This window comes from Clostridium sp. DMHC 10 (genome assembly GCF_001270375.1).
GTDB classification, from domain to species: Bacteria; Bacillota; Clostridia; order Clostridiales; family Clostridiaceae; genus Clostridium_S; species Clostridium_S guangxiense.
Window position 1 is genome coordinate 94,625 of the sequence record NZ_LGVB01000016.1, and the last position, 22,471, is coordinate 117,095.

The window sequence follows — 22,471 nt, forward strand, 5'->3', positions numbered from 1 at the left end:
TATTGTTCTAGAAGGATAATAGGCTTACGCCCAAACTCCATGTATGTGTATGCGACGAAGCATTGTTAATTCGCATTCTTTCTACTTAATTGTAACTTCTGCTGCTGTGTTTCCTTGTGATGTCTTTCCTTCTTTTATTTTAATGCCTTCAACAATATTCATGTTAGTAACAATAACAGGTGTAATAGTATTTTTACCTTTTGCCTCTATTGCTGCTTTGTCTATAGTAATAACTTTATCACCTTTTTTAACTTTGTCACCTTGCTTTACATGTGCTATAAATCCCTCACCATTAAGTTCAACAGTATCTATTCCTATGTGAACTAAAAGTTCAAGTCCACTAGTTGTTGTAACTGCAAAAGCATGTTTTGTTGGGAACAATACAGTAATTTCTCCATCTGCCGGTGAGTGTATTTCATTACCAGAAAGTTCTACTGCAAATCCATCTCCTAAAGTTTTTTCAGCAAAAACTGCATCAGGAACTTTTTCAAGAGGAACAATTTCTCCATCTGCAGGACTTACAAGTTCATGAACTCCACTTGATACTTTTTTATCTTCTTCTATTGCTGCTTCATTCTCTGAAGAATCTTCTACAATTCCACCATTTTCAATTATTGCTTTTATACTATCCTTAATACTTTCTGCCTGAGTTCCAAAAACAACCTGAACACTATCACCTGATTTCATAATTCCTGCTGCTCCAAGTGCTCTTAATGTTTTTTCATCTACTGCTGATGGGTCATTTAAGTTAAGTCTAAGTCTAGTAATACATGCATCTAAAACCTTTATGTTATCTTTTCCACCTATAGCTTCAAGGACTTTAGCTGCTTTTGCATTTCCTTTAACATTTATAGGTTTTATCCCCTCTGCATCGTCATCTTCTCTTCCTGGAGTTTTTATATTCATTGCTCTTATTGTGAAGTAGAATACCACAAAGTACAGCGCAAAGAAGGCAATTCCAACTGGCCATATAAGCCATGGGTGACCAGCATATTTAAAGCCCAATACATAATCAATAAAGGATGCTGAAAATGTATACCCAAGTCTTATATTAAGTAAACTTGTAATAACACCTGCTGCAAAAGCTGCAAGCACATGGAATACAAACAAAATAGGTGCAACAAATATGAATGAGAATTCAATCGGTTCTGTTATACCTGTTACGAAAGCTACAAATGCCGCTGAAATCATCATACCCGCTATTTGCTTTCTTTTTTCTTTTTTAGCTGTTGCAATCATTGCTAATGCTGCGCCAGGAAGACCAAACATCAAAATTGGATATTCAGAAGCCATAAAGTGTCCCGCGTTAGGGTCCCCATGGAAATATCTTGCTGTATCTCCAATATAAGTTACACCATTAGAAACAAAATGCCCAAATTGATATAAGAATACTGGATAATAAATATGATGAAGTCCAAGTGGTATTAAAAGTCTTTTTCCAGCTGCATACATTCCTGGTCCAACAGGTGAGCTACTTGCAAAACTTGCAAAATCATTTATCCAACCTTGAACTGGAAGCCATATATTAACTCCAATTATAGCAATGATAACTGCTGCTACGGATGTAATTATTGGAACAAATCTCTTTCCTCCAAAGAAACCGAGCACCTGTGGAACTTTGATATCATGAAATTTATTATATAAAAGTGCAGCTACTAAACCTATTATTATTCCACCAAATACGCTCATGTTTACTGAAGTTCTCGTAACTATGTTACTATATTCTTGAGTAGCCTTAAATGCAGCAAGTGTCATATGTTTAGCCGCTGCAGCAGCCTGAGCTTGACTCGCTGCTGCAGTTGTACTCGCTAAGGTTTCAATTGCCTGTAAAATTAATTGTCCTACTACCGCTGCAAGTGCTGCGACAGCTTCTCCTCCTGAAAATCCTATAGCAACTCCAACTGCAAAAATCATTGGAAGATTACTAAAAATAGCATTACCTGCTTCTGCAATATACGGAATATTAAGAAGGTCTGGCTGACCAATTCTAAGAAGTATTCCTGCTGCTGGTAAAACAGATACTGGAAGCATAAGTGACTTACCTATTCTCTGAAGTACTGCAAAAGTCTTTCCTTTCATATGTTCTCCTCCTATTTTTTAATAAATATTAATTACACATATAAGACACAAATTCTACTATATTTTGTTTTTTAAATTTAACATACGTATATTTAAAAAAAAAAATAATCTAAGAACTTTAATGTATTATATATTTTTAATAATAGTGTTAGTTTTTAGTATTTAAACTATACACTCCTGAGACTTGCATATCTATAAAGTCCAAAAAAATAAAGCACGAGCATAGTCATAATATAATCTTACATTATGAACAAAGCTCGTGCCTAATTTAATAGTAACACTACTTTATAAATCTTCTAATCTTTTAAGATGTAAAGCCAAATAGCCTATTTCATCTTCTGGTACTTTTATAGAAAACAAATCTTCAATTTTCATAGCAACCTTAATTGCTAAATCGTACTCATTATATAATTCTTCTTTTATATTGTCAAGCAAATCATTTCTAATAGTTTTTTTATTAATTACCCTATCTAAAACAAAACTTATATGGGTAACAGTTCTTACATAAGCTAGTGAATCTTTATCTAGTTTCTTTTTTAAAAGTTTTAATATAAGTTCCATTATGTTTCCTATCTTTTTCGTGTATGCAAGTGTATCACTTACTCCCCTTTGCTTTATTGCTGCATTTATATGCATGCATATAAAACCTATTTCATCCTCTGGAAGATTTACCTCAAATCTACTATTTATCATATCTAGCGCTTTTTTAGCCAGCCTATATTCCTTAGGATATAAGGCTGAAATTTCATAAAGAAACGGATTTTCAATTTTAATCCCCTTCTCAATTCTATGAAATGCAAAATTTATATGGTCAGGAAGAGATACATGTATAGCCTCACTAAACTTTACATTAAACTCTTTTTCGCACATTGAAATTATTTCCTCACAAATTCCTATAACTTTACCATCTATATTTTCAATAACTTCATCAAAATTTGTTTTCTTTAAGGACTGTTTAATAAACATGCTTTCAATTCTGTCGTTTGAAATTTTACTACCCTTTTTGGCATTAAAACCTATTGCTTTTCCAACAAGTACAAAATCACTATTCTTGCTTGTAGCTATAACAACATTGTTATTTAACACTTTTTTTTATTATATATTCTTTCATATTTTTTCTCCCTGAAACACTTAACAACTTAAAGATATATTTCTTCAAGATCATCAGGCACTATAATATTTCCATTAAAATAATTTTTTCCTTCTTCTGAATACAAAACTTTTCTATTATCTAAGTTTTCATCTTCAGTGTGAATTAAGACGACATTTTTAACTTCTAATTTTGATGCATTAGTACATGCATCTTTAACCGTCGAGTGATGCTTTTCATATGGTTTAAATTTTTCTCTTTGAGAATACAGACAAAATGCTTCATGCATCAAATAATCACATTTATAAGCATAATTAGTCAAATCTTCGTTAAGTGGTTCATCTCCAAGAAAAACAAGATTTTTTCCACTATTAAAGTTAATTTTAAAACCAAATTGAAGAAGCTTAGTGCTTTTTATATCAAAAAATTCTACCTTCCAATTAAGTACTTCCATATAACTTTCATCCTCTATAGGAACAAATTTAACTCTATCTCCTATGTATTTTGTGAATTTATTTTGCAAAAGCAAATTACTTATAGTTTTTATTATTTCTATATTTTTATTATGACTATATATGTATAAATTATCCTCATATTTTCCGTCTATAATTTTTTGACAAACAGCTCTTATAATCCATACAATTCCCATAATATGATCATTATGTGCATGGGAAATAAACACATTATGAATTTTACTTATTTCAATATTCTTTTTTTCAAGGTTAGAAAGTATAGTATTTCCACCACCCGTATCAACTAAAAAATATTCATCAGAATCTAATATTGCAAAACAAGTATTATAGCACTTTGTTACCATTGCACATCCATTTCCAAGCATAATTATCTTTTCCATTATTATTCACCCCTTGTATATACAATAGCAAAATTAAAGACATAATACAATTTTTTTGATAAATGAAAGCCTAAATGTATCTTTATTTCATATACAAGTTTACAATTATCTATTATAATATAAAAAGATGTGTAAATATAAAGCTGTGTTTTAAATAAGTGTAAAGAATAGCACTTACTTAAGACAAAGTCAAATAAATAAACGTGGAGGGATTCATAAATGAGTACAAAACTAAGAGTGGGTATACTTGGGGCTACTGGTCTTGTTGGTCAAAGATTTGTAACTCTCCTTGAAAATCACCCATATTTTGAAGTTAAATGTATTGCTGCAAGCAAACGTTCCGCTGGAAAAACTTACTATGAAAATGTAAAGGATAGATGGAAGTTAAGCAAACCAGTTCCTGAATACATTAAGAATTTAGTCGTAAAAGACATTTATGAAATAGATGAAATTTGCAGTCAAGTTGATTTCGTATTTTGCGCAGTAAATATGCCAAAAGATGAAATTAAAAAAATAGAAGAAGAATATGCTAAGCATGAAGTGCCTGTTGTATCAAACAACTCAGCACATCGCTTTACTCCTGATGTACCTGTTATTATACCAGAAGTAAATTCTGATCACTTTCAAATAATTGAAAAACAAAAAGAGAGATTAGGAACTAAAAAAGGCTTTATAGTTGCAAAGCCAAATTGCTCAATCCAAAGTTATGTACCTGCTATAAGCGCACTTCTTGATTTTAAGCCAACTAAAATACTTGTTTGCACTTATCAAGCAATATCCGGCAGTGGAAAAACATTTAAAGAATTTCCAGACATAGTTGATAATACAATTCCTTATATACCTGGAGAAGAGCAAAAAAGCGAAGATGAACCACTTAAAGTTTGGGGCCATATAGAAGGAAATAAAATTGTTTCTGTGTCAAATCCAACTATAACTTCTCAGTGTATAAGAGTCGCTGTATCAGACGGTCATCTTGCTGCTGTATTTGTTTCCTTTGAAAACAAGCCTTCAAAAGAAGAAATAATTGAGCGTTTCAAAAACTTTAAGGGTAAACCTCAACTTTTAAATCTTCCAACAGCTCCAGAACATTTCTTAACTTATTTTGAAGATGATTTTAGACCACAGCCAAAACTAGATAGAGATTTGGAAAAAGGCATGGGAATTAGTATAGGGCGACTCAGAGAAGATTCTCTATTTGACTATAAATTTGTAGGTCTTTCACACAATGCACTTCGTGGTGCTGCTGGTGGTGCACTTCTTACTGCCGAACTTTTATATAAAGAAGGATATTTAAAATAGCTAATATTTCATATGGTGGTGTCGCACTAAAAAAATTGCGATCATAATAGTGAAGGGTTTTAATGAGCAAAGAGAAGTTAAAACCTTTCACTTTAATTAGTTCGGAATTTTTTATATTTAGTGTGGCAACCCTTATTTTAACTTTCTGCAATTAATGGCATATAATATATTGAGCAACAAAATTTACTTTTATTTTGTAATTGGGAAGTGTTTTAATTATGCCAATATTGACATTTCAGTCGACTGGTACTACTTTTCTTTCTCAAAGCAATCCAGCAGTAAATCATAGTACAAGTCCTTTGATATATGTAGGTCAATTTTCAGGAGATACAGATAATTATAGAAGTATAATCCAATTTAATATTAGCAACATTCCATTTGGTTATTCTATAAATTCTGCAAATTTATCACTTTATATAGCAAGAAATGATGTTCCTGCATTATCAAAGCAAATAAATGTTTACAGAATTTTAGAAAACTATGATATTAATACTGTAAACTGGAATAATCAACCTCAAATCTACCCCATTGCTGAAGCTTCAACCACAATAACAAATGAAATCGGCACTGTGATCTCCATCAATGTTACAACATCCGTAAAAAATTGGTATAACGGTATCTCTAAGAATTATGGATTTCTGTTAAAAGGTGATGAAACCCAAACTTCCTTAGTTGGTTTTACAAGTGCAAACTACCCAATTAACACTTTTGCTCCTGTTCTCACTATAAACACAAGTAAAGGCACTATAACTCAATATCCTTCAGAGACAATTAACACAACGAACACTCTAACAGGTTCAACCTCTATTCCTCTTGGAACTAATTTCGGAACGTTTTGCTATGCAAAATACTGGAACCTCAAACAACGGTTATGTTACTTTGCAGCTTAGTGCAGATAATACAATTTGGATAGATGATTTGTCACCTGTTATGACTCTCCCTTCTCTTGAACCGGGTCAAAGCATTATCCTAAACACTAGAGGTCATATGGCTTATGTACGTGCAGCAGTTCAATCTGTAACTGCTGGTCAATCAGCCGAAATTACTATTACGCCTAACATTTGGAGTATCTAATATAAAACTATGGGTGTATGTAAAAAACAAACTTTTTTACATGCACCTTTTAAAATGAACTTATTTCATAATATCTATATTGCCAGAACTTACTTTTGTATTTATCTTCTTATAAGGTTTATCTCCAACTTTCGCCCACGCTCTCTTTCCACCTTCATTCTTATTCATGTCAAAATTAGATTTTATATTCCCAGATAATCAGCTTCCATTAAACTCAAAATTCAAATAACTTGGTACACTTAACTTTACATTTCCCGAACTAGAACCTATATTATATTTTAATTTATTTAATTTTATATCAGATAAAAATCTAGTATTTCCAGAGGACTGCTCCACATTTAAATCTTTGTCGTAATCCCTAGGAATATACACATATACTTTTTCATTGAACTTAAAGTTAAACAAATGAAAGTTTACATTTTGAGAATTGAGTTTTATATTTATTATAGATAAACAAGCTGAAATATTAAAATTAAAAAGATGAATTTTTCTAGTATTTTCTACTTAAACTATAGTTAATAAAAAACTAAGGAGAAGATAACTTTATGAGTAGGAAAATGGTTTCAGTAGAAAATTTACATGGGTATACAATGGATGAATTAATTGAATTAAAAAACAAATATAAAGATGTATACTCTTACACAATGCTTTCAGTAGTCATAAATAGATATCAAGGCTTAACAACAAACGAATTATCAAATATATATGATCGGAGAAAAATTTACCTTGCATTTCCGGTTTAGCGAAGTAACAGTATTGAAGGAATAGTTTAAATAAAATTTTATAAATCTTAGTGGCAAATTGTTAAAAGCTTTAGAGATTTCGATTTGTTTGAACGATTAGTGAGTAAACATACCCGGGGTTTGGGCTCTGCCAATTATCCTTCTAGAACTCAAAGCAACCACTTTTTTTAAATAACCACTTAGATTTATTAATTTTATTTAATATTCCAAGATGCTGTTACTTCGCAATATTTATGTATTGAGAAGCAGTTACATATACGTCGGAACTGAATAATATAAATATATTGGTGGTGGTTTTATGACTAAGAAGCTGTATTTATCTAATGATGATAAGAAAATTTGCGGTGTGTGTGGTGGAATTGCAGAGTACTTTGATGTAGATTCTACTATTGTGAGAGTATTATGGATACTTTTTATTATGGCTGGAGGCAGTGGAATAATAGGATACATTATCTGTGCCTTAGTTATTCCGAAAAACAGGTATTATTAGCAGTAAATTGTAAAAGTGAGTTTTCAGAACTAAAAAGCTACATTATTTTTAGTTCTTTTTTATACATAATAATTAAATATATAGTGAAAATAGATTTAAGTTTCACTATATATTATACAAGATTTAATGGTGATGTATAGATAGACAACTTGAAACTTTAAAATTGCAATCTCCAAATTTATCCTGATAAACTGGAATTTGTCGAGCTGAGTGAAGGGTTTTTAATTCGCCCTGCTCATTAAAAAACTAACTTTTTTCACTTATGTGAAAAGTGAAGGGTTTGACATAGCTTTGCTTGTCAAAGGTGAAGGTTTTTTGCCACGGCAAAAGGTTAAGGAATATTTTTTCTCCGTTTCTCTACGAAAAATAAATAATTTAAATACGTTAAAGATTTTCCGTAGGGAAACGGAGGAAAATCAACCTTAGCTTTTTATTGAAGATAAAAAAGTTCACCTTTTTACGTGCATAGCACCGTAAAACCCTTCACCTTTCGCATAGCGAAAACCTTAGTCTTTTAACAAACGAAGTGAGTTAAAACCCTTCACTATAGCGCTCGACAAATTCCAGTTTATCGGGATGAGTTTATATTAGCAATTTAAATATTTCAGCTTATTTATCCATGCATTGGAGGGGTATAATGATATTTTGTAAAACAGAAAGATTAATAATTCGAAGTTTAGAAGAACGAGATAAAAGTCTCATAGTTAAATGGCTATCTGATGACAAGGTTCTTAAGTATTATGAGGGAAGAGATAACCACTTTGATGAGAAAATGGTTGAAGATAAATTTTATGCTAAGGATAGTGATGTAACAAGATGTATAATTGAATTCTCTAATATTCCTATAGGATACATACAATTTTATATTATTGATGAAGATGAACGTAGGGAATATGGATATGAAGAGGTTAAAGATGATATATTTGGTACAGATCAATTTATAGGAGAAACTAGATGTTGGGGACAAGGCATGGGAAAAGAATTAATGAAGGCAATGATTAATTTTTTAATAAAAGAGAAAGCTGCGAGCAAAATAGTGCTAGATCCTCAAGCCTGGAATGAGAGAGCCATTAAATGTTATGAGAAAAGCGGATTTGTAAAAGTAAAAATACTTCCAGAGCATGAATTACATGAAGGGGAATTAAAGGACTGTTGGCTTATGGAATACAAAGTAATGAGATAAGGTTTGTTATAGCTAATAATAAAATTTTTATAAAAAAACTATTAAAATGTACAAATTGGAAAATTGAAAGAGTACAATTAAAGTAATAAAATACGAAGGAGGAATGGATAAACATGTCAGTAGATGCAGTAGCTCAGCTTATGCAGCAAAATGCATTACAAAATTTATATGGTACGAATAGCGGTAGTAATTCAGGTAATGATATTGATTTTTCTACATTGCTTGGGGATGTTATGCAAACTTCAGCTAAAGAGAACTCTACAAGTGCAACAAAAGTGAATGGAAGTACAAAAGTTGATAGTGCTGATACATCATCACAAACGAGTAAGCTGGATGAATTAGAAAAATTACTTCAATTGCAAAGTTTGCAAAGCATGTCAGGTGCATATAATACAGCTGATAGCTTAGGGAGTATTGATGATAGTGATGACGATAGCAGTAGTAGTTTAGGGGTAGGCAATAGTGGTGACTACGGCAATGAAATGATGAATTCTATATTTCAACTTTTAAGTCAAAATCAAGCCAGCAATAGTAGTAATGTAAATGAAACTACAAATGATGCTTTAGCAAGTAATTTAATTTAGAGTTTAAATACAAGGTAAGTTTTATACCTTGTATTTTTTATATATGGAATAGTATAATAATAACATGTTTTGATGCTTGTACAATATTAGGAAAAATGTGTTTTCAATATTTAATAGCATAGAAGCGTAGATATTTTAAGAAGGTAGGTGAATTAAGTTATGTATATAGGATGTAATTGGTCAAAAGAGTTAAGAATGCTTTTAGAAAAGAATGCTGTTAAAGTTGATTATGTTAAATCAGGCGCATTTGGAAACTTTGATAAAGAATTTGAAACTATGCGCTCAATGCGTCCAGTTTTGCTGCATGGATTAGGTTACTTTGAAAATACCGGAATGAAAAATATAGAAGTTATAGATTTTAACCGTGCAAATAACCTTATTGAAAAATGCAATTCATTTCATTATGGAGTTCATCTTGCAATCAGAAATATAGACATGGGTAAGGGGATGAGCGATGTAGCTATATATGAACATTTATCTAAAAATATTAAAATTTTTAAAGATAATTTAAATGTACCACTTCTTATAGAAAATTCTCCAGATACCACTATAGAGCGCAAGAAATACGATTTCTATCCATATTTCACGCCTCAGAGGATTTCAGAACTTAGCGTGAATAATGATGTCTATTTTCTACTTGATATAGCACATGCAAAAATTACGGCAAAAGATCATGGATTAGATGTCTATGATTATATTAAAAAACTTCCACTTGATCGCATTAAAGAAATTCATCTAGCTGGATCAGGTTATAATAAAGATGGTTTTCCAATAGATACTCATCAAGCTATGAAAGATGAAGACTATAAATTATTAGATTGGGTACTTAATTATTCAAAACCTGATGTGGTTACATTAGAATACAATGGAATAAGTGGAGAGAACGAAGAGTTAATTACAAAGAACCTAGAAGAACAACTAAACAAAATAAATAGAATATGTAGAAATTAAGTTTAAAAAGTATAATATGATAAATAGAATGTATTATTAAAAAATAAGTAAAACTAAATATTTAAAAAAATGTGGGTTTATATTATGTATGGATAATAAACCCACATTTTTTAAATATAAAATTGTAAAAAAACCCAGTTGTTGAAAATCATTAATGTGATGGAAATAAGACCATATTGAGAAAAGTATAAAATAATAGTAGGATATAAACGTAACTAATAAATGATTGTTTGTTTTGAATTATTATTAACAAATTAATAACAATTTATTAATAATATTATTAATTGAAAGACAAAAAACACAGATAATAGTTTTTAATTTAAATAAAATTCTGTGTGTACAATATAACTTTTAAATTACAAAATAATACAAAACAATAAATATTTGGAGGGACAAAATGCTCAAATATATTTTAAAAAGACTAGTTTCAAGCATTATTACAATTTGGTTTGTAATAACAGTAACATTTTTTTTAATGCATGCTATTCCAGGAGGTCCATTTACTGGAGATAGAAAGTTACCACCAGCTGTAGAGCAGAATTTGAATATAAAATATGGACTAAATAAACCATTAGGAGTTCAATATGAAAAATATTTAACTGATTTGTTGCATGGGGATTTAGGACCATCTATGACTACGGAGGGACTTACAGTTAATCAAGTTATAGGAAACTCATTTCCATCATCACTAAAGGTTGGAATTTGTGCTATTTTATTTGCACTTTCAGCCGGGCTAATTCTTGGAATAATTGCGGCACTTAAACAAGGTAAATTTTTAGATAATTTATGCATGATGATATCTACTGTAGGGGTTGCCGTTCCAAGTATGATATTAGCACCTGTTTTAATATATGTTTTTGCCGTAAAATTTGGCATTTTGCCAGCAGTAGGATTGGACAAACCTTCAAATTATATAATGCCAGCAATAGCACTTGGATTATACTATATGGCGTTTATTGCAAGATTAATACGTTCTAGTTTAGTTGAAGTTATAAGAACAGATTATGTAAAAGTTGCAAGGGCCAAGGGATTGTCAAAGGGAAAAATAATTTTAAAACACGTGCTTAGAAATTCATTAATTCCATTAGTGACATACCTTGGACCAATTACAGCAGGTTTACTTACTGGAAGTTTCGTAATTGAAAGTGTATTTGGAATTCCTGGAATTGGAAGAGAATTTGTACAAAGTATATCTAATAGAGATTATACAACAACCTTAGGTGTAACTGTATTTTTCTGTGCATTTTTAATAGTTGCAAATTTAATAGTGGATTTATTATACGTTGTTATTGATCCAAGAATTAAACTACATGATTAGGAGGAATATACATGGAATTTTCTAAAGATATGTTTGAAGTTGTACCTAAGGAAGAGAAAAATTCTCAAAAAGTTGAAAGACCCAGTTTGAGCTATTGGCAAGATGTGGTGAGAAGACTTAGAAAAGATAAATTAGCAATGCTTGGTTTGAGTTTTATAATATTAATAACATTAGCTGCAATATTTGGACCGATGCTATCAAAATATAATTATACATCTCAGGATTTGGCTTCGGCTGATCTGGGACCAAGTTTATCACACTGGTTCGGTACAGATAAATTTGGAAGAGATTTATTTGTAAGAGTTCTAGAAGGTGCTAGAGTATCACTTATTATAGGACTTGTTGCAAGTATATTAAGCATTTTCATTGGTGTAATATATGGTGGAATATCAGGATATTTTGGTGGAATTGTCGACAATATCATGATGAGAATTGTTGAGGCAATATACGCTATACCAATGACTATATATGTAATACTTATAATGGTTGTTTTGAAGCCTGGTTTAAAAAGTATAATAATAGCACTTACAATTTCCTTTTGGGTGACTATGGCGAGGATAGTTAGAGGACAAATTATGTCTTTAAGGCAGCAGGAATTTGTTCTTGCAGCAAAGACAATAGGAGCTTCTAACATGAGAATAATTTTGAAACACCTTATACCAAATTGTTTAGGACAAATAATTGTTACATTAACACTTTCAATACCAGATGCAATATTTCAAGAGGCATTTTTAAGTTTTATTGGTCTTGGAATTGCACCACCACTTGCATCCTGGGGAAGCTTGGCATCTGATGCTTGGGAGGATATCAATTGTATCCATATCAATTATTCTTTCCAGCTTTAGCAATTTGTCTAACAATGCTTGCATTTAACTTATTAGGGGATGGACTAACATATGCATTAGATCCAAAAATGAGAAAGTAGGAGGAAGAGTATGGAAAAGCTACTTCAAATTAATAATATACACACATCGTTTCATACACATTTGGGTGAAGTGCAATCTGTAAGAGGAGTTACTATTGATTTATATAAAGGCGAAGCAATAGGAATCGTTGGTGAATCTGGAAGTGGAAAAAGTATAACTATGATGACAGTTATGCAGCTTTTAGACAGCAATGGTGAAATAAAAGAGGGAGAAATTTTATTCGAGGGAAATGATTTAACCAAGCTTTCAGAAAAGGATATGGAGAAAATTAGAGGAAATGCTATAGGAATGATATTTCAAGATCCTATGACCTCTTTAAATCCAGTGCTTACAATTGGAGATCAGCTTAGTGAATCTTTGATTAAGCATAAAAAGATGAATAAAAGTGAAGCTAGAAAAAAAGTTATAGAAATGCTTGGTTTAGTTGGTATACCTAGTCCGGAAAAGAGAATAAAACAATATCCACATGAGTTCTCTGGCGGAATGAGGCAGAGAGTAATGATAGCTATGGCTCTTATTTGTGGTCCTAAACTGTTAATTGCAGATGAACCAACTACAGCACTTGATGTTACAATTCAGGCTCAGATATTGGAACTTATGAAAGATCTTAAGGAAAAATTAAATATGTCAATTATACTTATAACGCATGACTTAGGTGTTGTAGCAGATGTATGTTCGAGGATAAATGTTATGTATGGTGGCGTTGTAGTTGAAAGTGGAAGCTCAAAGGACATTTTCTATAATGCAAATCATCCATATACTTGGGGCCTCTTAAGAAGTATTCCAAATCCAAAATTGGACACAAAGGAAAGACTTAAGCCAATTGAAGGAACGCCGCCAGATTTATTAGCGCCTCCAAAAGGATGTCCATTCGCGGCAAGATGTGATTATGCTATGAAAATATGTTTTGAGAACAAGCCTGAACAATACAAAATTAATGAAGGACATTATTCTAGCTGCTGGCTTAATCATCCTAATGCACCAAAAGTTGAACGTAATATTAAAAGGAGTGAAGGCTAATGGAAAAAAGCAATAATCTTATTGAGATAAAAAATCTCACTAAGTTTTTTAGCATTAATAAAGGTATTCTTTCAACTAAAAAAAGCTATGTAAAAGCAGTAGATGATGTTTCTTTTAATATAAAAAAGGGTGAAACTTTAGGACTCGTTGGCGAATCTGGATGTGGAAAGACTACAACAGGAAGAACTATATTAAAGCTTTATGAACCAACAAGTGGACAAATTATCTATGATGCAAAGATATAGCCAAGCTTAAAAACAAGGAAATGCTTTCATATAGAAGAAAGATGCAAATGATATTTCAAGATCCGTATGCTTCTTTAAATTCTAGAATGACGGTTGGAGACATAATAGGGGAACCAATAGAAATTCATAAGCTAATGGGTAAGAAAGAAAAGCATGAAAGAGTTCAATACTTATTAAATAGAGTTGGATTAAATCCAGACCATGCAAATAGATACCCTCATGAATTTTCAGGGGGACAAAGGCAGAGAATTGGTATAGCAAGAGCACTCGCCGTTGAACCAGAATTTATTGTATGCGATGAGCCTATTTCAGCACTTGATGTATCAATACAAGCACAGGTTGTAAACATGCTTGAAGATTTACAGTCTGATTTGGGACTTACTTACCTATTTATAGCACATGATTTATCTATGGTAAAACATATATCAAATAAAATAGGTGTTATGTATTTAGGAAAGTTGGTTGAAATAGGGGAGAGCAGTGAGCTTTATAAAAATCCATTGCATCCATATACTAAGGCACTTCTTTCAGCTATACCAATTCCAGATCCAGATATGGCAGAAAAGAATAAAAGAATAGTGTTAGAAGGTGAAATACCATCACCAATAGATCCTCCAAAAGGCTGCAGATTTAGTGGAAGATGCAAATATGCTAAACCTGAATGCATGGAAGGTGATTTGGAGCTTAAGGATGTTGGTGGCGGTCACAGGGTTGCATGTAATTTGTATTATAGATAGACAACTTGAAACTTTAAAATTGCAATCTCCAAATTTATCCTGATAAACTGGAAGTTGATTCAGAGCACAGAGTACAAAGTGCAGAGTACAGTGAAGGTGGATTTACCTTTCGTTTCTCTCAGGTAAATCTTAGAACTTAATAGTGTCAGCTACGCTGAGCACTATATTTTAAGCGCTTTGATCCCAGAAAGCTGTCTTCCCTGCTGCCAGGTATAAGTGTAAGAAAGCTGTCTTCCCTGCTGCCAGGTATAAGTGTAGGTTCCATCATTTAGTGGATTTCCTATGGCATCATAGGTTATATTTTTCCATTGTAACTTGTCAGCTTATCCTTCCAGTTTGTATCGCCACAACCGTAGGTTATTTTTTTAGTCAAAAAAACGTCAACAGATACATTTTTATCTACTGACGTTTTATTCTTGTTTTAAAATTAGTACTATATTAAGTTTTTCAGAATTGTCCTCAATTTATAGTCTATGCAAATATAAAAACTACCATATATAAAATTAAAATTAAAGTAATTACTATTAATATAATTTTCATTTTAGCAATTCTTTCTTTGTCTCTTGATTTCTTTACATACATATACCCTGTAATGAAAAAAGACTCAAGTAATATTGGAAATATTATTCCAAAAACATCGAAGTTCATTCCCTTTGACTGCAAATAATACACTATAATTATAGCAATTGACATTATCATCACAATAAAATAAATCAATGTTTTTACAATGTTTTCACGCTTTAAAATTGACATAATTGTGTAAATTAACATTATCAATCCAGCTATTATTCCAAATATAATTACGTATTTGGGCTTACAGTTTCTAATTAAAAATGTTACTACCACAAAAATTGCAATAAATATAAATGGACTTATTTCATCTGATGGTTTATTTATAATATCTATAATTTTTCTAATAAATTCTTTCAATTTTCTCCTCCTAGTAGTTACATTTTACTAATTAACACCTAATTTCTTTTTAAGTTTATAACTTGCAATTCCTGTGACAATCGCAACTGTCCCCATAGCTACCATTGCTGGTACAAGTGTAAGCCCAAGCATCCCAATTCCTATTCCTGAAACAATTCCTATTCCAAATCCCCCTACATCAACAGCCATTGATTTTGCAATATCCCATCCATTATTACTTTGATAATCACTATATAACGAATATCCTGTTGCAGCAATACTAAATACTCCTAATTTTGATTCAATAAATTTAGTTGGACCAACCCAACCTCTATATATTCCGCCTTGCATTTCAAATCCTGGTGCAAATTTTTGACAAGTTACAATCATATTTTTGATTCTAGGTATCTTACTTGTAATCTTATAGCCAGCTGCTTGGTCTGATATTGAGGCAACAGTACCTGTTAAAATGCCACCTACGAAACCACTTGAATTTGATGATGTGCTTTTTGATCCAGGCCTTCTTATCGTACCAGTATTATAATCATATCTATTATTCATTATTGCTAAAGATACTTCCAAATCCTCACCTGTATCATGTCCAGTACCTGAAAATTCTGGCCTATTCCCATCGGCATCTGACATATTTACAGCATTATTTTTGCAATACGAAAACATATTATGTCCCAATAGTTCTCCAGTTTGTCCAACTATTGAATCGGTATTAATAAACCTTCCCCACTCCGGATTATAGCGCCTTGATTGCAAATAATACAGTCCAGTCTCCGTATCATACCTTTACCGAACATACTTTTTTAGGGATTTTTAACTATTAATTCTAACCTGTAAACTATTGATATTACTGAATTTATTCAACTGACTACAGTACATCATTGTTTCAAATCATGAATTTAGCACTGGATGTTTCAAAGGTTTACCTTAAAACAGCTTATTTGCAACAATGATTAAATAAGCTTGTAGCATCATTAGTTTTTCATTCTTCTTAGGATTTTCAAGGGTTTGAGCCTTATTATCTATATTTTTCATTGGTTTTTCTAATGATAATATAATGCTTTTTTACCTATTTAACTCAACTAATTTTATAGGTAAATTATATCATGTTTTCAATACTAGTAACTATTCAGCCATTAACAAAATAAAAGATTACTGATACCATAAATTATAATTCAGCTCTTTACACATACATTAGTTCTATAGTATTATAAACAAGCAAATCTTTTAAACTAATAAAATAGTGGTGACATGTTGCGAGCGAAAAGGAAATATTTAAAGTTTATGCAGAAGGTATTATTTCAGTAGTAAACCTCCATCATCAGATTGACTTAAAAAGAAAACTAAAAGTCTAAGAAAACCTTCAGGTAAAAAGCCTGGTGGTCAACCTGGACATAAATTTTCTACTCTTAAGCAAGTAGAAAAATCCTGATGAAATAATTGAGCATAAAATGGGCGAATGTAGTATATGCAATGCATCCTTAAAGAATGTACTTGTAGAGAGATACATTGTTCGTCAAGTTATAGATTTACCAGAGATAAAAGTTAAAGTTACAGAACATAGAGCAGAAGTTAAAAAATGTGTATGTGGGCACATAAACAAAGCAAAATTTCCAGAAGAAATTACTCAACCTGTTCAATATGGATCAAGAATTAAAACCACTTCGATTTATTTAAACCAATATCAGTTTATACCATATGATAGGCAGGAAGAATTTTTTGAGGATTTCTTTCATCATCACATCAGCAAAGGAACGTTAGTTTCAATAGATAAAACTTGCCATGATGCTTTAGAATCCATTGAATCAAATATTAAAGAGATTCTAAAAAATGATGAAGGAGCAGTTCATTTCGATGAAACTGGTATTTTTGTAAATAAGAAACTAAAGTGGCTTCATGTGGCATCAAATGAGCAATACATAATTATCCTATTCATGATAATAGAGGAAGCAACGCAACTGATGACATAGAAATCCTTCCAGAATTTGAAGGCACTGCTGTTCATGATTCTTGGCGTAGTTATAATAAATATACTAACTGCGACCACGCTCTATGTTGTGCTCATATATTAAGAGAATTAAATAGTATAACAGATTTAGAAAAGCAAAGTTCGGCTGCATCTACTTATGATTGATTTTGGGGGTGGAGTATTTTGAAAAATTTTTTTATTTGTTTTTCATTGAATTCTTTACAGAAATTTTTTTAGTTTACTTTCCCCCTCCCTATTGCCCCTTTGCCCCCAAGTTTGAAAAATTGATAGTATTTTATTTTTTTCTTTCTGCTGCTTTGCCATCTTTGCCCTCTTTTTTTAACTATAGTATTAGTTTCACGTATTATTACGGGATTTAGTTCTGCTATTGAAAAAACGTCAACAAGTATTATTTGTACTTGTTGACGTTCTGTTGTTAGCTTGAATTAACCATTATATCGAGTTTTCATTATCTGTCTTATGTTTTCCTAAATTAGTACTCTAGTTCCTCCTTCTTGGTGTACATTTCGAGGTTCTAGGGCATATCCTATAGCGGAAGGCTTGGACTTACTGTATTATTTAGATTATGCAGTATTTTATGAAATCAACTTTAATTGACAGTTAATTAAAGTGCAAATCCACTTACCTAACCCTATTCTTATGAAGTAAGTAAACTAGTATTTTGCAGCTATTTTTTAATTGATTTAGTTACCACTTGTAACTCCAAGAAATCTTTAATATCTTCACTAAACTCAACTCTGCTTATTCTTTTGATAAGCAAATTATTGAGGTTAAACCCCTTTATAAGCGAAAAATATTATTACCACTATCGCAATCAACGTAAAATATACCATACCAACTATCAACATTATTTTTCTCTTTTTTCAATTCCTTTATTCATAATAAAAATCACTCCAATTATATCAATTAGCAATGCCATAACACCAATAATAATCTTTATTACAATAGCTAACATAACTTTATTATTTTCATGACTGTACATATCCCCAATGTAAATCATATAAGTTATAAACATTCCAAATAACGTTCCTAATACATAGTATAATATCTTTTTTACATTTCTGTCCTTTCTTAAAATTTGAACTAAAGAACCTATTGATAAAATAACTGTTATACAAATAAATAAGTAAATTGTTACATCATCACTAAATAACTTTACTATAAGACTTGTAATTAAAGCTACGCAAATGTTTACCTGCACAGAAAGTTTTGGATTTGTATAGTCATAAATGCTTATTAATTTTTCCATAATTTTATTTCTCATTTTTTCTCCTTATTTTATTGTTTAGGATCATTAAAAATATATCCTTTATTCTATTTCCGCACCATGCTAATGCTCCTGCGCCAATCATACATATTTCTACGGCAAATACGCCTATATCTACAGCTTTTCTTGCATAGCCATACTTAACAATTTATAAAGTTGTCCCACACTTCTATGCCAAATCTTGCTATTACAGGTAAACCAGTAAATCCTATCCAAAAATACATTTCCCATTGAAGCACAATAAAGAAACGGATGATACTTTTACACGGAATATATTTAAAAACCCTTAGATGCGAAAAATAATATTGTAACTATTGCAACAAAAGTAATATATACCATACAAACTGCTAGTATAATTTTTTTCTTTTCTTCATTTTTATTGTTCATTATAAAAAAGAATCCAATAATATCAAGCAATAGTGCTATAACAGAAATAGATATCTTTATTAAATTATCCATAAGCATTTCATTGTTATTATTTCTATATATATTCATAAAATACATCACAAAAGTTGCAAATAATAAAAATAGAGTTCCAACTATATAAGATACTATCATTTTTATATTCCTATCTTTTCTAAAAATTTGTACTACTAATCCCAATGATAAAATAGCTGTCATACACGTCATTATAGAAATTATTACGCTTCCACCAAATACCTTTACTATAAAACAAGTTAATAATACTATAAAAATATTAAATAATATAGAAATTTTTAAGTTTCTATATTCAAAATAGAAATTAATTTTTCAAAAAATTCATCTTTCATTTTTACACTCCTTGTTTTATAAGGATTCAATATTCCTACTGTATCCTTTAAGCTTCCACCTATTGATATAAGTTTACCCAAAGTATCATAAGTATAGCTTACTACCTGCGTTCCTGTACTGTCAATAAGTCCTATTATATCTCCTTGTGCATTTCTTATATAATAGTAATTGTTACCATTAAGATTCATTTTCAAAACATTATTTGAAGTACCATACTGATAATATATAGTGTTTGTTCCATCACTTTCAGAAGCTACTTCATCACCATTTAGGGTATAATTTGTAGTAACTCCATTTACTGTTTTTTGTGTCCTTATACCATCCTCATTATATTTATAGTTTATTGTTTTGCCATTTCCAGACATTCCAGAAAGCTGTCTTCCCTGCTGCCAGGTATAAGTGTACAACCCATCATTTAATAGATTTCCTATGTCATCATAGGTTATATTTTTCCCATTATAACTTGTCAGCTTATCCTTCCAAATTTGCGTCGCCATAGACATAGTTTATTTTTTAGTTAAAAAGAAACGCCAACAAGTAATTTTAATACCTGTTGACATTTATCGCTAATTTTAATTAGTTATCATATAGGAGGATGTGATTAACTATAATTTTACAGTTTATAAAGCCTTATATATCAATAATTACATGCTTCGCTTTTCCATATTTTGATGTATAAAATGGACTTTATCACATTCTCCTATAGAGTTCCCACAAGATACTTTTTAATATATTCCATTGTCCTCACTACAATACACTAATTGACAGTTAATATAATTTATATTAACTATTTATTACAATTTTAAGTTATGCCGGTATTATACCAAGTTTTTTTAATATAATTAAAAGAATCACCGCAATTACACCTATTATGATAATTAATATCATAATTATCATAGTAATGCTTTGTCTCTTATTTGCTTTTTTAAAATAGTTTACACAAGCAACACTGAACATTATTATAACTACTAATGATTCAAATAAAAGAAGGTAATTATCCCAAACATTGTACTGTATAAATTTATTCTGAATAAGGTAATGCAACATCAAACCAATAAATAAAAGAAAAGCAAGTATACTCATAGCAATATGAACTCTTCCATAGTTATTCATTATACTCTCTGCTAAGTACACTATTACACTTAAAATTGCAATAACAAAAAAAATCACTTTAAATTCTATTGGTAAAAAGCTTAAACAAACATATCCTAATATTCCAACAAAAATCAATATTTTTTTCATTAGTTCTTTTTTTTCATTCATCTACACCATATGCTCCTTTCATAAATCAATACTATTTTTTTCCTCTAAAAAATGTATCTTTTATTTTACCTGTAGCCCAATTAACAATTCCACCTATTCCAATTGATACTGCTGTTGCTGCTGCAAAGCCTGCAAGTGTAGGTGCCCATATTTCTGATGTTGCTCCTGCAACTGCCACTATTCCAACATAGCCTATTCCATCCACAATAATCCTTCCTGTAACATCCCATCCATTATAATGAACCCAGTCATATCTTAAATTTAAGAGCAACGATATAGAATTAACAATCCCATACTTTCCAATTGATCCACTAACAGTTACAATTTTAGGAGTTGAGAAAAGAAAATCAATAGGTTTAGTTGCCTTAGATATGACTATTGATGCAGTTTTTCCAACTCCAGAATCTCCGATACAACTTATTGCATTCCCTAATGTACTTCCTAGTGCGTTTGTAACTTTATCAATAGTACTCGTTATACTTTTAGACACAGGTCTGATTATAGTCCCAGTACTATAATCATATCTATTATTCATTATTGCTAGAGATACTTCCAAATCCTCACCTGTATCATGTCCAGTACCTGAAAATTCAGGTCTATTTCCATCGTCATCTGACATATTTACAGCATTATTTTTGCAATATGAAAACATATTATGTCCCAATAGTTCTCCAGTTTGTCCAACTATTGAATCGGTATTAATAAATCTTCCCCACTCAGGGTTATAGTAATTTCCGTAGTCGGATTCTAAAAGATCATCTCCATTTTGCTCATAGATATTAGTTATTAGCTTTTGATTTCCTACACTAACCTCTGTATTTCTTCCTATAGAATCGTACAAAAAGCTGTAGTTAAAGCCATTATGCCATATAGTATCTTGATGTCCATTTATATATTGTAAGGCATATTTTATTGTGATATACTTTGAACTTACCACATTATTTAGATTATACGGTATAATATAGTACCTTGCTACTTATTTATAAATGCCAATCATCTAATTTACTATTTTTTATTACTCATAATAGCCCAAATAAATACAAATATTGTAAGTAAAATAAATAAAATTATAAATATAGGTATAATAATAGGCTTAGTAATTGTCAAATATTGTGGATATTTATATTGTATTAAATACATAATCATTCCATTCGTTAAAAATGCAATTAATAGGTATGCAAATACATGAAAATATATATCTTTATTTTGCCCTTTTTTACTTATACTTATTTTAAAAATAAAATAAGTCATTACAAATAAAAATATTATAAAAATACCCAAAGGTGGTATATGCTCTACTCCAACATATCTTATTATTAATACAACAAATACCCCTACTACTATTTTTAATATTGCATCTTTATTATTCATAATTTTTATACCGTCCCCTTAGTCATATAAATTCAATCATTATCTAATCCTTTTTCCAAATATAGTTTTTAGCTACTTCGCTTGCTACTGTTACACCTGCAACCGCCGTTATCATCCCAGCTAAACCTATCGGAGTAAATGCTAATCCTATTAAAAATGCAGAACCTATTACATCAATTGCACTTCTTCCAAAGGCCTCTGAAGAACTATATCCACTATGGTAATTATCCCATACACAGACACCTGTTAATGCAATTCCGAGGTTGATTTTTCCTCCGTTTCCCTACGGAAAATCT

The 22,471-nt window shown here is 30.7% G+C and carries 23 protein-coding genes and 3 pseudogenes; 13 read left to right on the top strand and 13 right to left on the bottom strand.

Features of this window, described 5'->3' with window-relative positions:
* Positions 1–81 precede the first annotated feature (81 nt).
* The 3 genes from AGR56_RS17765 to AGR56_RS17775 form a co-directional block, all read right to left on the bottom strand.
* The gene (locus AGR56_RS17765) at positions 82–2,079 is read right to left on the bottom strand and encodes a glucose PTS transporter subunit IIA (protein WP_053243430.1); all 1,998 of its coding nucleotides are present in this window, start codon (positions 2,077–2,079) and stop codon (positions 82–84) included.
* Between the two features lie 285 nt (positions 2,080–2,364).
* A complete protein-coding gene (locus AGR56_RS17770; protein WP_053243431.1) occupies positions 2,365–3,165 on the bottom strand; it encodes a PRD domain-containing protein in 801 nt (266 codons plus the stop codon).
* A gap of 53 nt (positions 3,166–3,218) precedes the next feature.
* Positions 3,219–4,022, bottom strand: a complete 804-nt coding sequence (locus AGR56_RS17775; protein ID WP_053243432.1) for an MBL fold metallo-hydrolase — start codon at positions 4,020–4,022, stop codon at positions 3,219–3,221.
* Positions 4,023–4,241: 219 nt separating this feature from the next.
* On the opposite strand from AGR56_RS17775, the gene asd reads away from it, so the two are divergent.
* The 3 genes from asd to AGR56_RS17790 all read left to right on the top strand — a co-directional run bounded on the left by asd (position 4,242) and on the right by AGR56_RS17790 (position 6,395).
* Complete coding sequence (gene asd, locus AGR56_RS17780) at positions 4,242–5,321, top strand: aspartate-semialdehyde dehydrogenase (protein WP_053243433.1); 1,080 nt, start codon at positions 4,242–4,244, stop codon at positions 5,319–5,321.
* Positions 5,322–5,539: 218 nt separating this feature from the next.
* Positions 5,540–6,211, top strand: coding sequence for a DNRLRE domain-containing protein (locus tag AGR56_RS17785; protein WP_053243434.1), 672 nt, complete (start codon positions 5,540–5,542; stop codon positions 6,209–6,211).
* Positions 6,201–6,395: a hypothetical protein gene (locus AGR56_RS17790; protein WP_053243435.1), complete on the top strand. Its 195-nt coding sequence runs from the start codon at positions 6,201–6,203 to the stop codon at positions 6,393–6,395. The genes AGR56_RS17785 and AGR56_RS17790 overlap by 11 nt, the downstream gene beginning before the upstream one ends.
* Before the next feature lie 198 nt (positions 6,396–6,593).
* Here AGR56_RS17790 and AGR56_RS20520 read toward each other — a convergent pair whose 3' ends face one another.
* Positions 6,594–6,881: a DUF4097 family beta strand repeat-containing protein gene (locus AGR56_RS20520; protein WP_157055834.1), complete on the bottom strand. Its 288-nt coding sequence runs from the start codon at positions 6,879–6,881 to the stop codon at positions 6,594–6,596.
* Between the two features lie 59 nt (positions 6,882–6,940).
* Here AGR56_RS20520 and AGR56_RS17795 point away from each other — a divergent pair, with 59 nt between their 5' ends.
* From AGR56_RS17795 to AGR56_RS17835, 9 genes and pseudogenes are all read left to right on the top strand, one after another.
* Positions 6,941–7,138, top strand: coding sequence for a hypothetical protein (locus tag AGR56_RS17795; RefSeq protein ID WP_053243436.1), 198 nt, complete (start codon positions 6,941–6,943; stop codon positions 7,136–7,138).
* 298 nt (positions 7,139–7,436) lie between these two features.
* Entirely contained in the window at positions 7,437–7,628 is a 192-nt protein-coding gene (locus AGR56_RS17800; RefSeq protein ID WP_053243437.1) for a PspC domain-containing protein, read from the top strand.
* Positions 7,629–8,265: 637 nt separating this feature from the next.
* On the top strand, positions 8,266–8,811 hold the full coding sequence (locus tag AGR56_RS17805; protein WP_053243438.1) for a GNAT family N-acetyltransferase: 546 nt from the start codon (positions 8,266–8,268) through the stop codon (positions 8,809–8,811).
* A gap of 113 nt (positions 8,812–8,924) precedes the next feature.
* Positions 8,925–9,395 carry a hypothetical protein gene (locus AGR56_RS17810; RefSeq protein WP_053243439.1) on the top strand — a complete coding sequence of 157 codons (471 nt, stop codon included), beginning with the start codon at positions 8,925–8,927 and terminating at the stop codon, positions 9,393–9,395.
* Between the two features lie 159 nt (positions 9,396–9,554).
* Entirely contained in the window at positions 9,555–10,346 is a 792-nt protein-coding gene (locus AGR56_RS17815) for a DUF692 family multinuclear iron-containing protein (RefSeq protein WP_053243440.1), read from the top strand.
* A 397-nt stretch (positions 10,347–10,743) separates the two neighbouring features.
* Positions 10,744–11,664, top strand: a complete 921-nt coding sequence (locus AGR56_RS17820; protein ID WP_053243441.1) for an ABC transporter permease — start codon at positions 10,744–10,746, stop codon at positions 11,662–11,664.
* Between the two features lie 11 nt (positions 11,665–11,675).
* Positions 11,676–12,589: pseudogene (locus AGR56_RS17825) on the top strand (ABC transporter permease).
* 10 nt (positions 12,590–12,599) lie between these two features.
* Positions 12,600–13,610, top strand: coding sequence for an ABC transporter ATP-binding protein (locus AGR56_RS17830; protein WP_053243442.1), 1,011 nt, complete (start codon positions 12,600–12,602; stop codon positions 13,608–13,610).
* A pseudogene (locus tag AGR56_RS17835) lies at positions 13,610–14,592 on the top strand (dipeptide ABC transporter ATP-binding protein). Before AGR56_RS17830 ends, AGR56_RS17835 begins: the two are co-directional and overlap by 1 nt.
* A gap of 145 nt (positions 14,593–14,737) precedes the next feature.
* Here AGR56_RS17835 and AGR56_RS23100 read toward each other — a convergent pair.
* From AGR56_RS23100 to AGR56_RS17845, 3 genes and pseudogenes are all read right to left on the bottom strand, one after another.
* Complete coding sequence (locus tag AGR56_RS23100) at positions 14,738–14,860, bottom strand: hypothetical protein (RefSeq protein WP_278279728.1); 123 nt, start codon at positions 14,858–14,860, stop codon at positions 14,738–14,740.
* 203 nt (positions 14,861–15,063) lie between these two features.
* Positions 15,064–15,522: a hypothetical protein gene (locus tag AGR56_RS17840; protein ID WP_053243443.1), complete on the bottom strand. Its 459-nt coding sequence runs from the start codon at positions 15,520–15,522 to the stop codon at positions 15,064–15,066.
* A gap of 27 nt (positions 15,523–15,549) precedes the next feature.
* A pseudogene (locus AGR56_RS17845) lies at positions 15,550–16,284 on the bottom strand (RHS repeat-associated core domain-containing protein); the annotation flags it as partial.
* A 680-nt stretch (positions 16,285–16,964) separates the two neighbouring features.
* On the opposite strand from AGR56_RS17845, the gene AGR56_RS17850 reads away from it, so the two are divergent.
* A complete protein-coding gene (locus AGR56_RS17850; protein WP_053243445.1) occupies positions 16,965–17,483 on the top strand; it encodes a transposase in 519 nt (172 codons plus the stop codon).
* A gap of 867 nt (positions 17,484–18,350) precedes the next feature.
* Here the strand turns inward: AGR56_RS17850 and AGR56_RS17855 are convergent.
* From AGR56_RS17855 to AGR56_RS17880, 6 genes are all read right to left on the bottom strand, one after another.
* The gene (locus AGR56_RS17855) at positions 18,351–18,752 is read right to left on the bottom strand and encodes a hypothetical protein (protein WP_207642184.1); all 402 of its coding nucleotides are present in this window, start codon (positions 18,750–18,752) and stop codon (positions 18,351–18,353) included.
* A gap of 294 nt (positions 18,753–19,046) precedes the next feature.
* On the bottom strand, positions 19,047–19,391 hold the full coding sequence (locus tag AGR56_RS17860; protein ID WP_053243447.1) for a hypothetical protein: 345 nt from the start codon (positions 19,389–19,391) through the stop codon (positions 19,047–19,049).
* Positions 19,392–19,486: 95 nt separating this feature from the next.
* Positions 19,487–20,038: a hypothetical protein gene (locus tag AGR56_RS17865; RefSeq protein WP_157055835.1), complete on the bottom strand. Its 552-nt coding sequence runs from the start codon at positions 20,036–20,038 to the stop codon at positions 19,487–19,489.
* Positions 20,039–20,348: 310 nt separating this feature from the next.
* Complete coding sequence (locus AGR56_RS17870) at positions 20,349–20,804, bottom strand: hypothetical protein (RefSeq protein WP_053243449.1); 456 nt, start codon at positions 20,802–20,804, stop codon at positions 20,349–20,351.
* 31 nt (positions 20,805–20,835) lie between these two features.
* Positions 20,836–21,741 carry an RHS repeat-associated core domain-containing protein gene (locus AGR56_RS17875; RefSeq protein WP_053243450.1) on the bottom strand — a complete coding sequence of 302 codons (906 nt, stop codon included), beginning with the start codon at positions 21,739–21,741 and terminating at the stop codon, positions 20,836–20,838.
* Positions 21,742–21,809: 68 nt separating this feature from the next.
* On the bottom strand, positions 21,810–22,175 hold the full coding sequence (locus tag AGR56_RS17880) for a hypothetical protein (RefSeq protein ID WP_053243451.1): 366 nt from the start codon (positions 22,173–22,175) through the stop codon (positions 21,810–21,812).
* Positions 22,176–22,471: the final 296 nt, after the last annotated feature.

Coding starts and splice junctions, on each gene's coding strand:
- AGR56_RS17880 (WP_053243451.1), bottom strand. CDS start 22,175: ATGAATAATAAAGATGCAATATTAAAAATAGTAGTAGGGGTATTTGTT.
- AGR56_RS17855 (WP_207642184.1), bottom strand. CDS start 18,752: ATGGAAAAATTAATAAGCATTTATGACTATACAAATCCAAAACTTTCT.
- AGR56_RS17850 (WP_053243445.1), top strand. CDS start 16,965: ATGGGCGAATGTAGTATATGCAATGCATCCTTAAAGAATGTACTTGTA.
- AGR56_RS17865 (WP_157055835.1), bottom strand. CDS start 20,038: ATGGCGACGCAAATTTGGAAGGATAAGCTGACAAGTTATAATGGGAAA.
- AGR56_RS17810 (WP_053243439.1), top strand. CDS start 8,925: ATGTCAGTAGATGCAGTAGCTCAGCTTATGCAGCAAAATGCATTACAA.
- AGR56_RS17870 (WP_053243449.1), bottom strand. CDS start 20,804: ATGAATGAAAAAAAAGAACTAATGAAAAAAATATTGATTTTTGTTGGA.
- AGR56_RS17820 (WP_053243441.1), top strand. CDS start 10,744: ATGCTCAAATATATTTTAAAAAGACTAGTTTCAAGCATTATTACAATT.
- AGR56_RS17830 (WP_053243442.1), top strand. CDS start 12,600: ATGGAAAAGCTACTTCAAATTAATAATATACACACATCGTTTCATACA.
- asd (WP_053243433.1), top strand. CDS start 4,242: ATGAGTACAAAACTAAGAGTGGGTATACTTGGGGCTACTGGTCTTGTT.
- AGR56_RS17815 (WP_053243440.1), top strand. CDS start 9,555: ATGTATATAGGATGTAATTGGTCAAAAGAGTTAAGAATGCTTTTAGAA.
- AGR56_RS17775 (WP_053243432.1), bottom strand. CDS start 4,022: ATGGAAAAGATAATTATGCTTGGAAATGGATGTGCAATGGTAACAAAG.
- AGR56_RS17765 (WP_053243430.1), bottom strand. CDS start 2,079: ATGAAAGGAAAGACTTTTGCAGTACTTCAGAGAATAGGTAAGTCACTT.
- AGR56_RS23100 (WP_278279728.1), bottom strand. CDS start 14,860: ATGATGGAACCTACACTTATACCTGGCAGCAGGGAAGACAGCTTTCTT.
- AGR56_RS17785 (WP_053243434.1), top strand. CDS start 5,540: ATGCCAATATTGACATTTCAGTCGACTGGTACTACTTTTCTTTCTCAA.
- AGR56_RS17860 (WP_053243447.1), bottom strand. CDS start 19,391: ATGACAGCTATTTTATCATTGGGATTAGTAGTACAAATTTTTAGAAAA.
- AGR56_RS17800 (WP_053243437.1), top strand. CDS start 7,437: ATGACTAAGAAGCTGTATTTATCTAATGATGATAAGAAAATTTGCGGT.
- AGR56_RS17795 (WP_053243436.1), top strand. CDS start 6,941: ATGAGTAGGAAAATGGTTTCAGTAGAAAATTTACATGGGTATACAATG.
- AGR56_RS17805 (WP_053243438.1), top strand. CDS start 8,266: ATGATATTTTGTAAAACAGAAAGATTAATAATTCGAAGTTTAGAAGAA.